Source organism: Streptomyces sp. NRRL S-337, assembly GCF_000720175.1.
Lineage (GTDB): Bacteria > Actinomycetota > Actinomycetes > Streptomycetales > Streptomycetaceae > Streptomyces > Streptomyces siderophoricus.
Genome location: NZ_JOIX01000003.1, coordinates 210,308 through 222,811 on the forward strand (window position 1 = coordinate 210,308; position 12,504 = coordinate 222,811).

The following is a 12,504-nucleotide window of genomic DNA, read 5'->3' on the forward strand; positions in this document are numbered from 1 at the left end:
GTAAGGTTGCAGCTGTCTTACCACTGACTTCTTCCCATGGAGGATCGATGACAGCGGAGAGTCTCAGCCGCTTAACCTCACGCGTGGCGCACTTCGTGCTCCACGGCCGCCGGCCCCGGCTCGACCACCCCGACTCCCACCGGGCCGCCCGGCCCAACCAGCACGCGGGCTTGATCGACCACTACCGTCCTTCTTCCCCGACGGGAGGCGGCGGCCTGCAGGGACCGCTCTGACGGCCGGCCGTCCTTCGGCCCGCTCGACCGGGTGCACGGGCCGTGTTGCTGCCGGCCCGCGCTCTCGGGTTCGATGACCGGATGACGCGCACCACGACAGCCCGAACCCCACGAGCCGCGAAGACGTCCGGCGGATTCGCCGGAGGCTGTCTGGCCGTGGGACTGCTGTTGCTCAGCGCCCTGCTCATCCTGGTGAGCTTCGCGGCCACCACCGAGATCGACTCGCCCGAGGCCTTCCCGGGGATCAAGGACAACCGCATCGGCCTCGTGCTGATGATCCTGATCCTCGGTGTGGCAGCGCTGCTCGGGGCAGCCGCGACCGCTCTGCGCATCTCCCGCAGAGCGCTGCCCACCGCCGCGGTCAGCCTGGCGTGTGCCCTCCTGCTCGCCGCAGCCGGCTGTCGCGCCTACACCCTCGCCCCGATGCTCAAGTGCTGGGGCCACGAGTCCCTGGCCCACAACCCGGACGACTCCTACACCTGCCACGACCGCAGAATGTGACCGCAGCGGCCGCTGTCGAGGCCTTCGCGAAACGGGCGTTGCCCTTGGGGTCCGTCCCCGCCTAGCGACTCCTTGCCTGAGGAAACGACGCAACCGCATCGATGCCCGCGGCCCGCAGCTTGCGGGCGATGAGCTCAACCTCGGGCAAGGTTCCCGAGTACTCCCCAGCCAGGACCTGCTGCAGCACCGTCTTGACGTTCGCCAGGTCGAGGCCGAGCTCTGCGCGCAGCACCCGCATGATCATCGCGCCTTTCACCGGCGGCGTCACCTGCAACCTTGCCCGCCCGTGCCCGTCGAGCAGTCGCTCCCGGAGCTCGGCCGTCAGGTCGCCGCCGCAGAGGGCCATCCCACACCCGCAGGTGGAGCAGACGGATTCGACGTCCCCTCGCAACGAGTCACCCACCAGCTGCTGGACACACCACCACTCCGCCTGCGCATCGCATTCCTGGCATGCCTGGAAGTATCTGACGGTGGCGTAGACCGGCTCCTGCACTTGCTCATCCCCTCCGCCCAACGACGCTTGACCCTCCGGTAACCGGAGGCCCTACGGTCCAAGACATGAAGATTCTTGTTCACGACACCGCGTCCGCCATGATCGACCTTCTGCAGCGGCCGCTGGAGGAGCGGCCCGAGGCGCTGCGGGAGATGCTCAGTCCGCTGCAGGAAGTGCTGGCTTCCGTCATGGGGGACGTGGATGTGGTCCAGACGCACAGCGCAATGGGAAGTGGGTTCCGGCTCGATCGGGACGATGAGCGGTATCTGCCCGCCGTGCGGCAGATGCGGGACGCGGGGGTGTGGGAGCGGATCGAGGAGTCGCTCACGGCGGCGTGGCAGGAGATCAGCGGGGCGGCACCCGGAATCAAGCACGCTGAGACCGTGCATGTCTTCCTGGTGCTGGGCAATCCCGATGACGAACACCTGACGGTGCGGAGCAGCGGCTACTTCGGGATGGGAGGGTTCCCGGGGGCGATCCAGTTGGTGATGTGGCCCACCGAGACGAGCCTGCAGAAGATCGCCCACGCTGCCGCACACGAGCTCCACCACAACGTGCGCTATGCGAACGTGGTCTGGGACCCGATGACCGTCACCGTCGGGGAGCACGTCGTCGCCGAGGGGCTGGCCGAGGCGTTCGTGCGGGAGTTGGCCGGGGAGGAGGCCATGGGGCCGTGGGCGACGGCGCTGAGCGGTGCCGAGCTGGACCGCGCGTACGAGAAGATCACTGCCGATATCGATGTCGCCGGGATGCAGAACCTGACCGGATATGTGCTGGGCGATGCCACGGCGCGGCTGATGGGACAGCCCACCGTGGGGCTGCCGGACTTCGCCGGGTACGTGGTCGGACTGCGGATCGTGGAGGCGCACCGGGCGGCTTCCGGCCTGACCGCCGCCCAGAGCGTCGGCCTGCCGGCGAGTGAGGTACTCCGCAACGCGGGTGTGGCGACCAGTGCGTGAGCGCGAAGCGGGGTAGGAGAGTGGTGGCGGCCGGGGACCGGGCACGGCACAATTCCGGCCGTGAAGATCACCGTTACCGCGCGCGAACTCAACCGGGCCACTCTGAGCCGCCAACTGCTGCTGGAACGGCAGGAGTTGGAGGTTATGGAGGTCATTCGCCGGGTTGTCGCGTTGCAGGCCCAGCACGCGGCTTCGCCGTATCTCGCGCTGTGGAACCGCATCGACGGGTTCAAGGCGGAGGAGGCGGACGACGCGTTCGCCCGGGGCACGGCCGTCAAGGCGACCCTGCTGCGGATGACCCTGCATGCGGTCCACGCCGATGACTACCAGCTCTTCCGTGAGGCGATGCAGCCGACGCTGTACGCCGCGCGGCTCGGCTACCACTTCGCCGCCACGGGGCTCACTCCCGCGGAGGGCGACGCGCTGGTGCTGGAGGCGTTGAAGTTCGCCGATCAGGCCCGCACCGCCGCCGAGATGGAGACGTGGGTGGAGCAGCAGGTCGGGGCGGAGCGGAAGGCGGGGGCGTGGTGGGGACTGCGGGCCTACGCCCCGCTGCTGCATGTCCCGACGGGCGGGCCGTGGTCGTTCGCCGCCCGGCCGTCGTACATCGCGGCGCGCACCGGTCCCGTACCCACGGGCCGGGAGACGAGGACGGAAGCGCTGACCACCCTCGTCCTGCGCTATCTGGCGGGGTTCGGGCCGGCGTCGGTGGCGGACGTGGCGCAGTTCGCCACGGTCCAGCGCACGCCGATCCGCCAGGTGCTCACCGCCCTCGATTCCCTCGACGGGGCCGTCGAGAGGCTCGAAGGTGCCGACGGCACCGCGCTGTTCGACCTCCCGGGCGCCCCGCGCCCCTGCGCGGACACGCCGGCCCCGCCCCGGCTGATGGCGATGTGGGACAGCGTCCTGCTCGCCTACGCCGACCGTAGCCGTGTGATACCCCCGGCCTACCGCCGGCTGGTCATCCGCACCAACGGCGACGTGCTGCCCACGCTGCTGGTCGACGGGTACGTCGCCGGTGTGTGGCGCCCGGTCGACGGAGGCGTGGAAGCGACGGCGTTCCACGCCCTCCCGCCCGCAGCGTGGGAGGGGCTTGGCGAGGAGGCACGCTCGTTGATGGCTCTGCTGACCGACCGGGACACCGGGGTCTATCGCCGGTTCGACCACTGGTGGGCCAAGCTCGCGCTGCCCGGTGAGGCAGAGGTACGGGTGTTGCCGGGATAGGGAGGGAGGTCGGAGGGGGCGACTCCTAGGCGTTCGCCCGGGACGTGGAGTGGGCCAGGTGGTGGGCGGCCGACTCCGCGAGGGTGCGGAGCGCGGGGTGCCAGGGGCGGGCCTGCGGGCCGGTCAGCACGAGGCGGCGCGAGGTCTCGGGCGCCAGCGGCAGCAGGACCAGGTCCGGCGGGACGAAGGCGCGGGAGACCTCGGAAAGGATCGTCACGCCGATGCCGGCCTGCACCATGCTGATCAGGGTCGCCAGGTCCCGTACCCGGTGAGTGGGGTCGAAGCGCAGCCCGGCCAGTCGGTGGATCGTACGGATGCGGGCCTCGCATCCGTTGGGTGAGATCAGGAACTGGTCGTCCTCCAGGTCACGGATGTCCACGGCCGGCTCGCCCGCCAGGGGGTGGTCCCGGGGCAACAGGGCCCGGTAACCGTCCACGGCGAGCTGGACGCCGGGCCCGGGTTCCGGGTCGATCAGGACGGCGGCATCGGCCGTTCCGTCGTCCAGCCAGGTGGTGACCTCGGCGCTGTCCCCTTCGAAGACCCGGACGGTGATACGCGGTTGGTCCTCGCGCCAGTGCCGGAGCAGGCGGGGGACCAGCCCCTGGCAGACCGTTGGCGTGGCGGCCAGCCGGACGATGCCGGACATGGCCTCGGTGGCAGTGGCCGCGATCTCTTCCACGGACCGGGCCGCGGAGACCGCGAGGCGGGCGTGCGGCAGGACCCGTTCGCCGAGCGCGGTGGTACGGGCGGGCGTGGCCCGGACCAGCAGCGGGGCGGACAGCTCGCGCTCCAGGGAGGCGACGGCGTGCGACACCGCCGATTGGCTCAGGCCCAGCTCGGCGGCGGCCGCACCGAAGCCGCCGGTGTCCACGACGGCGAGGAAGGCCCGCAGTTGGGGAAGGTTCACGGTCATGCGTCGGCCTCATATGCGTATGACAGCTATGCGTTGGATCTATCGTGCCAGGTCGGCGACGCTAGCTGGGTGCCACGTCGGCGCCGCCAAGAGCCGCGCACCGTGCGCAGAGCACCCAGCCACAGAGCCCAGACGAAGCAGAGAGGCATGCCATGCCGTACTTCCGGGTCACCGTTCCCGACCCCGACCTTCCGTCCGACGTCCAGCGCGCCCTCGCCGAGGGGCTGACCCAGCTGGCGGTCTCGGCCCTGAACAAGTCCAGTGCGCGCACCATCGTCCAGATCAACCTGGTTCCGGCCGGCAGCTATTTCGTCGACGGAAAGCCCTTGAGTGGCCACCGTGACGCACATGTGGAGGGCAGTCTCACGCTGGGCACCAACAGTGCCGCGGAGAAGGCCGACTTCATCGCCCGGGCCGGTGAACTGCTGTCGGAGCTCCTCGGCCCCCTGCCCCGGGCCGGCGTCGCGCTGCACGAACTGCACCCCGAGAGCTACGGCTACAACAAAGTCACGCAATTCGACTTCTACCGCCGGCCGGCGGGTACGTAGCCGGCACCCCGTGGCCCGGTCAGGGCAGCGGCATGAGCCGGTAGAGGACCGTGGCGACCAGGTCGCGGGCGTACTGCGGGTCGAGGAGGCCCGGGCGGAAGAGGATGCGGTACATCAGGGGCGCCACGACGTGGTCCATCACGGTGTCGGTGTCCGGTACGTGTTCACCGCGCTGCCCGGCCCGGGTGAGGATGGTGTCGACCTGGTCGACGGCGTAGGCGGAGCACTGCCCGGAGTTGCTGCCGTCCGGATCCCCGGCCAGGGCGTCATGGATGTACGAGCGGCCCGCCGGTGACGACATCTCCTCCAGGAACGCGGTGGCCCAGTGCTCCAGGTCAGCGCGGAGGTTCCCATGGTCGGCCGGAGGCGCCTCGGGCCGCAGCCGTTCCACCGCGACGTCCGACAGCAGCTCCTGGAGGTCTCCCCAGCGGCGGTAGAGGGTCGACGGGGTCACGCCGGCCCGCGCGGCGATCTGGGGGATGGTGAGGTCGCCGCGCCCCTGCTCGGCCTGGAGTTCGCGCACCGCCGCGTGCACGGACTGCTGTACGCGGGCACTACGGCCTCCAGGCCGGGCAGCTGGTTTGGGACTCATGCCCCCAGCTTAACGCAAAATCGTTGCATCAGCGGGCGGGGTGGGCCGGGAAACGGGGGTGGGGGCAGAGGCGGTCGTCCGCCGCCCGACTGCCCTGCCGAAGAGGGCGACCGGCGGATGTGCCGTCTCATAGGCGCGTCCGGCGCGCAGCAGCGTGGCCTCGCCGAACGCCCGGCCGATGAGCTGCATGCCGATGGGCAGCCCCGCGCCGTCCAGGCCGACGGGCAGGGAGAGCGACGGCAGGCCCGTGAGGTTCGCCGGGGCCGACAGCCTGACGTACGCGTCGGACACGCTCTCGCTGACCTGCGGGCCGGGGGTGCCCGCGCGGGCGTCCGGGCCGGGCACGCCCTCGCGGGCGCCCGCGTCGGGCTCGCTCTCGGTGCCTCCGGTGGCCGGCCAGCTGACCTCCTGCTGGTCACGGTGGACGGCCGTGCAGGGCACGGTCGGCGCGGCGATGAGGTCGACCTCCTCGAACAGCCGCGCCCAGGCCCGCTGCATCAGGGCCCGGGCCCGCTGAGCGCGCAGGTAGTCGGTCGCCGGTACCAGCCCGCCCGCCTCCAGCAGCACGCGGACGTCGGATCCGTACAGCTCCGGGGACGTGCGCAGGGTCTGTTCGTGCGAGGCGGTGGCCTCGGGAACCATGACGCCCCACTGGGTGGCCTGGACGTACTCGGTCATCGGGATATCGACCTCCGTCAACTCGGCGCCCAGCGCGGCGAGTTGAGCGATGGCCCGGTGGACGGCCGCCGCCACCTCGGGGGCGACGCGATCGAAGTAGTAGTTGCGGGGGACGCCGACGCGCAGGCCGGCCGGACTCTCGTCCGCGCGGGCGGGGCCCTCCGTGGGGTGGTGACCGGTGAGGGCGGCGAGTACGAGTTCCGCGTCGCGCACCGTGCGGGTGATCGGGCCGACGTGGTCCAGGGACCAGGACAGCGGTGTGACACCGTCCACGGGGACGAGTCCGTAAGTGGGCTTGAGCCCCACGACGCCGTTCAGGGCGGAGGGGACGCGGATCGAGCCGCCGGTGTCCGTTCCCAGGGCGAAGGTCGCCTCACCTGCCGCGACCGCCACCGCCGAGCCGCCGCTGGAGCCGCCGGCCACCCGGTCAGCGGCCCAGGCGTTGCGGGTCTGAGGGGTCGTCAGTCCGTAGGCGAATTCATGGGTGTGGGTCTTGCCCAGCAAGACCGCTCCGGCGCTTCGGAGGCGTGCCGCGACGGCGCTGTCCTTGAGGGCCGTGTGGTGCGCGCGCACCCGGGAACTGGCCGTGGTCGGCAGCCCGGCAACGTCGATGAGGTCCTTGAGGCTCATCGGGATGCCGTGCAGCGGTCCGAGGTGCCGGCCCGCCGCGATGTCCCGTTCTGCCTGTGCGGCGGCCTTCCGGGCGTCGTCCGCGCGTACGGTGACGTAGGCCCCGAGATCGTCCTCCACCTCCGCGATGCGCTCCAGGACCGAGTCGGTCAGTTCCACCGGGGAGAGCTCACGAGCGGCGATCGCCTGCGCCGCGTCGGCGAGTGACAGTTCATACGGCAAGCGCATCTGCCTGCTCCTCTCCTGAGGTGAGCGCCGTGGTGCGACCGAGGGGTGGCTGTGCGACGGCCGGGGCCGCGTCCGAAAGGTCCAGTTCGCGGAGCGGGCGCAGGACGTGCTGGATGTGGTTCGCCGTGGCGGCGATCACGTCGAGCCGCCCGGGTTCCACGGGCAGGCCCGCCCGCAGAGCCCAACGGGCAGCCTCCTGCGGGGAGAGATCTTCGGTGGTCATAGCGGATTGTTCCTTCCTGGATTGTGCGTGGGTATCGGCGTGCGTTGTATGGGGCGCGAGTGCGCGTGGGGCGAGAGTGCGTAGGGGGCGAGAGCGTGTGAAGCGGGCCGGCGTCACACGGGAGGGGTGCTACGAGCCGCTAAGGCTGAATATTTGCGTGAGTGGACCGTACGGCATACCGTGCCACTAACGCAAAGAAATTGCTTTAGTTGCAGAGGGTCGAGGAGAGAAGTCATGCATCAGTTCACGCCGCCCCCGCACGCCATCACCCGGGGAACCACCGGGCCGACCTGGGCCGTCGGCGATCTGCTGGTGCACCGCGTCGACGAGACGGAACTTCCGCCGCCGACCGGTGCCTGGCTGCTGCCCGAGGCCACTCCCGACGTGGTGGGTGACGCCCGCTGGCTGCGGCCCGACTTCGCCGCGTCCGACGGTGCGTTGCGGCTGGCCAGCCACAGCTTCGCCGTCGAGGCGAACGGCCTGCGGGTGCTGGTCGACACCGGCATCGGCAACGGCAAGACCCGCGCCAACCCGGCCTGGGACCACCTGGACACCCCCTATCTCGGACGACTCACTGCCGCGGGCTTCGCGCCCGAAAGCGTCGACCTGGTCATCCTGACGCATCTGCACACCGATCATGTCGGCTGGAACACCGTTGAACGCGAGGGGAGTTGGGTGCCCACCTTCCCCAACGCCCGCTACCTGGTCGCGCGCACCGAGTGGGACTACTGGGCCGGCGTCGAGATGGACGAGCCGCGCCGGCAGATGTTCCGGGACTCGGTGCACCCGGTGCGGGACGCCGGGCTGCTCGACCTGGTCGACGTCCCGGACACCGGCAGCGACGTGGCCCCCGGTATTCGGCTGCTGCCCACCCCCGGCCATACGCCAGGTCAGGTCGCGGTGGAACTCCGCAGCGGCGCCCGCTCGGCCGTCATCACCGGTGACTGCGTCCACCACCCCGTGCAGCTGCACCGCCCCGGCATCACCAGCTGCGTGGACATCGACCCCGCTCAGGCGATCCACAGTCGCCGAGAACTGATCGCCTCGCTCGCCGACACGGAAACCCTGCTCCTCGGCAGCCACTTCCCGCCGCCGACCGCCGGCCTCGTCACCGCGGAGGCGGGCACCTACCGGCTGCGGCCCGTCCCCGGGGTTTCGCCCTGATCCTCCGTGCGCGTGGCAGGGCGGCCGGCTGGCGGGATCAACGAGCTGCTGGTTCGTATCGACGCAGCTCATAAATGAGTTGGTCCACCGCCCGACCACACCCATACGCTGGGCGGGACGACAGCCTTGATGCAGAAGGGGACACGTTGCAGCCGGCCTTACGTGCCGCGGGTGGTGAACGGGCGAGCCGACGGCCTCTCAATGCCCACACCACCTGGTGGCCCTTGGTCCGAAGACCATAGCCGCACCGCGGAGCCTGCCGATCCCGGCACGGCTCTGCTCAGCGTGCCCGCATGCCTTCTTCCCATCAGGTCCGTTCCCCATGAGGCCATGAAACAACACAGATATCTGCCTGCCCTTCTGGTCGTGACGCTGATCGGCACGATCATGGAACTCGACATGTCCGTGCCCAGCTTCCCGGACATCGCCAAGAGCCTGACGGCGTCCGAGTCCTCGGTACAGCTGACGATCACCTACAACTTCTTCGGCTACTGCCTCGGCGCCCTGGCCTACGGCCCGCTCTCGGACCGGTTCGGCCGGCGCAGGGTCATGCTGATCGGCAACACGATCATGCTGGCCGGCGCTCTGGGTTGCGCGATCGCACCCAACATCACGTTCCTGCTCGGCTCCCGGCTCGTCCAGGGCGTCGGCGCCAGCACCTCCGTGGTCCTGGTCTTCGTCATCATCGGCGACGTCTACCAAGGCACCGCGCTGTTCAAGATGTTCGGGCTCACCAATGCCGCGATGTCCACCTTCATGACGGTGGCGCCCGCGCTCGGCGGACTCATCAACCGCACGATCGGCTGGCGCGGCAACTACGCCACCGTCTGCGGCGTCACGCTGGTCGCCGTGCTGCTGATGGCATGCTTCCTGCCCGAGACCAAGGGCAGTCGTGACCCGATGACTGTCGGTCAAGTCAGCGCCGATTACCGCGCGTTGCTCTCCAGTAAGGAGTTCCTCGCCGCCTCGCTCGTACCCAGCCTGCTGTTCGCCGCCTACATGGTGTTCATCGCGTCCAGCTCGTTCCTCTACACCGGCACCTACGGGCTGTCCACGATCGGGTTCGCCGGCCATCTGCTGATCATCGTGGCCTCGTTCGCCCTGACCAGCCTGTTCGCCTCGAAGCTCATCTCGGTACTGGGCGGCCCGGACCGCACGGTGGTCCCCGGCATCGCCGCCACCGTCCTCGGCATCGCCCTGTTCCTGGTGTTCGGCGAAGGTGCATGGGCGACCACCGGCCCCATCGCCGTCTTCTGCGTCGGCTTCGCCGCGGTCTACCCGGTCATCTTTGGTCGCTCCCTGGCGGTCTTCCCTGAGCTCCAGGGCGCCGCGTCCTCGTTGAACATGAGCGGACGAGCGCTGCTGGTGACGCTGCTCACCGGCGTCGCCAGCAGCCTGTTCACCGGTGACTCGATCGTGACTGCCGGAGTGATGGCTCTCGCCGTGCTCATCGCCGCGCCGCTGGCCTTCGTGAAGCCGAAGCGGAGCACCGCGGAACAGGGCGAAACGGAGCAGGTACCTAAGGCCGGCTGACAACCGAACCGCCGCACGCTGACGGGGAGTTGCGAACGGAAGGCGTGCGGCGGGCAACCGGGCCGGGTGGATGGGGGAGTGGAGGGGACCCGGGGGGAGGAGCGGAGGGCGCCCGGCGAGGGGCGGAGGGTGGGAGTATTGCGCCCACTCTTGGGGGTCGTGCGCACCCGCCTTCCGTCCTAGCCTCGATGCCATGGAGATCACAACGGAGAACCTCCTCGGGCGATTCCTGCGGGCCCGCCGCGAGCTGCTCCGGCCCGAGGACCTGGGGCTACCGGCCGGCGCCCGCCGCCGCGTCGCCGGGCTGCGACGCGAGGAGGTGGCGCGGCTCGCCGGTGTGAGCACCGACTACTACGTACGGCTGGAACAGGGCCGGGAGTGTCACCCCTCTGCCCAGGTGGTCGACGCACTGGCCCGGGCCCTGGAGCTGGAGGACGACGCGGCCGCGCACCTGCACCGGCTCGCCCGCCCCTCCTCCGTCCGACGCCGCCGGCCCGCCCGGCGCGGGCAGGTCAGCCCTCACCTGCTGCGCATGATGGCGGCCTGGCCGCACACCCCCGCCGTGGTCCTGGACCACTGCCTGACCGTACTGGCCGCCAACCCACTGGGGGAGGCCCTGTTCGACGGCCACACCTACAGCGATGACCTGGTCCGGCTCGTCTTCCTCGACCCGGACGCCCGCGACTTCTACCCCGACTGGGACCAGGTGGCGGCCAACACGGTCGCCGGTCTGCGCGCGGCAGTCGGCACCGCGTACGACGACCCCCGCCTCATCGAGGTGGTCGGCGAACTGTCGGTCAAGAACGAGACCTTCCGGCGCCTCTGGGCCCGTCACGACATCCGCCAGAAGACCCACGAGACCAAACGCTTCCACCACCCCCTCGTCGGCGAACTCGCCCTGCACTACGAGTCGTTGACCGTGAACAGTGCCCCCGGACAGCAACTGGTCGTCTACCAGGCCGCCCCGGCCAGCCGCTCCGAGGAGGCCCTCTCCTTGCTGGGCAGCCTCACCGCCGCTTCCGCCGCCGTCACTGGCGCCGTGGCCGATCCCGCCGTCGAGTCTGTGGCCGAGCCGGCCGTCGACGTGGATCCGCGTACGCGCTGATTCCGGTTCCTCCCGCACATCGGCCCTGCTGGCTGCCGCCGATGCGCCATGCCGCCGTGCCCCTCCACCGTTCCACCACAGCCCCTTCAGGAGAACGCATGACCGCGCCACAAACCCAAGCCGCCATAGCCGCGCCGGAAGGCACCACCGACCCCGTGCCGGGCGCGGCCCCGGAGTCCTCCACCCCCTCCAAAGTCATCCTCATCACCGGCGCGAGCAGCGGCATCGGTCGCGCCACCGCGCAACGCCTGGCACACGAGGGTCACAAGGTGGTACTCGGCGCCCGCCGCGAGGACCGACTGATCGAGGTCGCGCAGGAGATCGAGGCCGCCGGCGGCAGGGCCGATGTGCGCCGCCTCGACGTGACCGACCGGGTGGCCGTCACCGCCTTCGTGAACGCGGCCGCCGAACGGCACGGCCGGATCGACGTCATCGTCAACAACGCCGGAATCATGCCGCTCTCCCGCCTCGACGCCCTCCAGGTCGACGACTGGGACCGCATGATCGACGTGAACGTCCGCGGCCTCCTCCACGGGATCGCCGCCACCGTGCCCCACTTCCAACGTCAGGGCAGCGGCCACTTCGTCACCGTGGCCTCGATCGGCGCCCACCAGGTGGTGCCCACGGGTGCCGTCTATTGCGCCACGAAGTACGCCGCCTGGGCCCTCACCGAGGGCCTCCGCCTGGAACTCGACCCGAGCATCCGCGTCACCACGGTCTCCCCGGGCGTCGTGGAGTCAGAACTGGCCGACTCGATCACCGACGAGGCCGCCCGGGAGGCGATGCGGGCATACCGAGCGGACTCCATCCCGCCGAGCAGCGTCGCCGACGCCATCTCCTACGCGATCGGCCAGCCACCCGGCGTGGACGTCAGCGAAATCGTCGTCCGCCCGGCCAAGCAACGCTGACCGGCGCCACGACGGCGACCGGAATCAACCACGCCGCCGCCCTTCCGTCCTGCAGTGTCAGGCCCTTCCGTCGTCTGCACCACCAGTTGTAGGTGGGGCCTGATCGGGTACGCGCACCGGCGGAACGGTTTCCCTGTAGGCAAAGGAGGCGGAAGACGACGATGAGGGACTCAGAGGCCGGCGCGCAGGCCCGTCAGCAGGCGGACGAGGTCCAGGTGGAGGTCACCGACTGCCGGGCCGAGGACGCACATGCGGTGTTCGGCGCGCTGAACGCGCTGTTCACCTCCAACCGGGCGACCGAGGACGTGCCTCGCGGCTCACCCGGGGTGCAGCCGACGGTATGGGCAGCGTCCGTTGACGTATCGGAGGATCCTGCCGAGGTGGAGCCGCGCCGGCTGACCGAGTCGGTGACGGTCAGCCTGCAGGGCGGCTACCGGGCGGTCCACCGCCTGCACGCGGGCTTGGCCCGCACGTTCGCCGTCCAGGAGGTCGGCTCGGCCTCCGGTGATCAGGAGAAGGAGGTGCAACTCCGGCTGCGCACACGGCAGGTGCCTTCGTAGGCCGCCGACCGG

General features: G+C 70.4%; 15 protein-coding genes. 10 read left to right on the top strand and 5 right to left on the bottom strand.

Features of this window, described 5'->3' with window-relative positions:
* Positions 1-47: 47 nt before the first annotated feature.
* Together IG62_RS47030 and IG62_RS0104930 are read left to right on the top strand one after the other, a co-directional pair.
* Complete coding sequence (locus IG62_RS47030; RefSeq protein ID WP_158794980.1) at positions 48-233, top strand: hypothetical protein; 186 nt, start codon at positions 48-50, stop codon at positions 231-233.
* A gap of 81 nt (positions 234-314) precedes the next feature.
* Positions 315-734 carry a hypothetical protein gene (locus tag IG62_RS0104930; RefSeq protein ID WP_158794981.1) on the top strand — a complete coding sequence of 140 codons (420 nt, stop codon included), beginning with the start codon at positions 315-317 and terminating at the stop codon, positions 732-734.
* 61 nt (positions 735-795) lie between these two features.
* On the opposite strand, the gene IG62_RS0104935 is transcribed toward IG62_RS0104930, so the two are convergent.
* Positions 796-1,227: a hypothetical protein gene (locus IG62_RS0104935; protein ID WP_030798017.1), complete on the bottom strand. Its 432-nt coding sequence runs from the start codon at positions 1,225-1,227 to the stop codon at positions 796-798.
* A 65-nt stretch (positions 1,228-1,292) separates the two neighbouring features.
* On the opposite strand from IG62_RS0104935, the gene IG62_RS0104940 reads away from it, so the two are divergent.
* Positions 1,293-2,186, top strand: coding sequence for a DUF2268 domain-containing protein (locus IG62_RS0104940; RefSeq protein ID WP_030798020.1), 894 nt, complete (start codon positions 1,293-1,295; stop codon positions 2,184-2,186).
* 66 nt (positions 2,187-2,252) lie between these two features.
* The gene (locus IG62_RS0104945) at positions 2,253-3,410 is read left to right on the top strand and encodes a winged helix DNA-binding domain-containing protein (RefSeq protein ID WP_030798021.1); all 1,158 of its coding nucleotides are present in this window, start codon (positions 2,253-2,255) and stop codon (positions 3,408-3,410) included.
* A 25-nt stretch (positions 3,411-3,435) separates the two neighbouring features.
* Here IG62_RS0104945 and IG62_RS0104950 read toward each other — a convergent pair whose 3' ends face one another.
* Positions 3,436-4,323: a LysR family transcriptional regulator gene (locus IG62_RS0104950; RefSeq protein WP_030798025.1), complete on the bottom strand. Its 888-nt coding sequence runs from the start codon at positions 4,321-4,323 to the stop codon at positions 3,436-3,438.
* Between the two features lie 152 nt (positions 4,324-4,475).
* Here IG62_RS0104950 and IG62_RS0104955 point away from each other — a divergent pair, with 152 nt between their 5' ends.
* On the top strand, positions 4,476-4,871 hold the full coding sequence (locus IG62_RS0104955) for a tautomerase family protein (RefSeq protein WP_030798027.1): 396 nt from the start codon (positions 4,476-4,478) through the stop codon (positions 4,869-4,871).
* 19 nt (positions 4,872-4,890) lie between these two features.
* Here the strand turns inward: IG62_RS0104955 and IG62_RS0104960 are convergent, their stop codons facing one another.
* Genes IG62_RS0104960 through IG62_RS0104970 form a run of 3 tightly spaced genes read right to left on the bottom strand, consistent with a single transcriptional unit; the run spans position 4,891 to position 7,222 of the window.
* Entirely contained in the window at positions 4,891-5,463 is a 573-nt protein-coding gene (locus IG62_RS0104960; RefSeq protein ID WP_030798030.1) for a TetR/AcrR family transcriptional regulator, read from the bottom strand.
* Between the two features lie 9 nt (positions 5,464-5,472).
* Complete coding sequence (locus tag IG62_RS0104965; protein ID WP_063755329.1) at positions 5,473-6,999, bottom strand: amidase; 1,527 nt, start codon at positions 6,997-6,999, stop codon at positions 5,473-5,475.
* Positions 6,983-7,222, bottom strand: coding sequence for a hypothetical protein (locus IG62_RS0104970; RefSeq protein WP_030798034.1), 240 nt, complete (start codon positions 7,220-7,222; stop codon positions 6,983-6,985). Before IG62_RS0104970 ends, IG62_RS0104965 begins: the two co-directional genes overlap by 17 nt.
* 234 nt (positions 7,223-7,456) lie before the next feature.
* On the opposite strand from IG62_RS0104970, the gene IG62_RS0104975 reads away from it, so the two are divergent.
* The 5 genes from IG62_RS0104975 (at position 7,457) to IG62_RS0104995 (ending at position 12,492) form a co-directional block, all read left to right on the top strand.
* The gene (locus IG62_RS0104975) at positions 7,457-8,386 is read left to right on the top strand and encodes an MBL fold metallo-hydrolase (RefSeq protein WP_030798036.1); all 930 of its coding nucleotides are present in this window, start codon (positions 7,457-7,459) and stop codon (positions 8,384-8,386) included.
* 330 nt (positions 8,387-8,716) lie between these two features.
* Positions 8,717-9,919, top strand: coding sequence for an MFS transporter (locus IG62_RS0104980; RefSeq protein ID WP_234326277.1), 1,203 nt, complete (start codon positions 8,717-8,719; stop codon positions 9,917-9,919).
* A gap of 193 nt (positions 9,920-10,112) precedes the next feature.
* The gene (locus IG62_RS0104985; protein WP_051797611.1) at positions 10,113-11,024 is read left to right on the top strand and encodes a helix-turn-helix transcriptional regulator; all 912 of its coding nucleotides are present in this window, start codon (positions 10,113-10,115) and stop codon (positions 11,022-11,024) included.
* Positions 11,025-11,122: 98 nt separating this feature from the next.
* The gene (locus tag IG62_RS0104990; RefSeq protein WP_051797613.1) at positions 11,123-11,932 is read left to right on the top strand and encodes an SDR family oxidoreductase; all 810 of its coding nucleotides are present in this window, start codon (positions 11,123-11,125) and stop codon (positions 11,930-11,932) included.
* Positions 11,933-12,093: 161 nt separating this feature from the next.
* Entirely contained in the window at positions 12,094-12,492 is a 399-nt protein-coding gene (locus tag IG62_RS0104995) for a hypothetical protein (RefSeq protein ID WP_030798042.1), read from the top strand.
* Positions 12,493-12,504 lie beyond the last annotated feature (12 nt).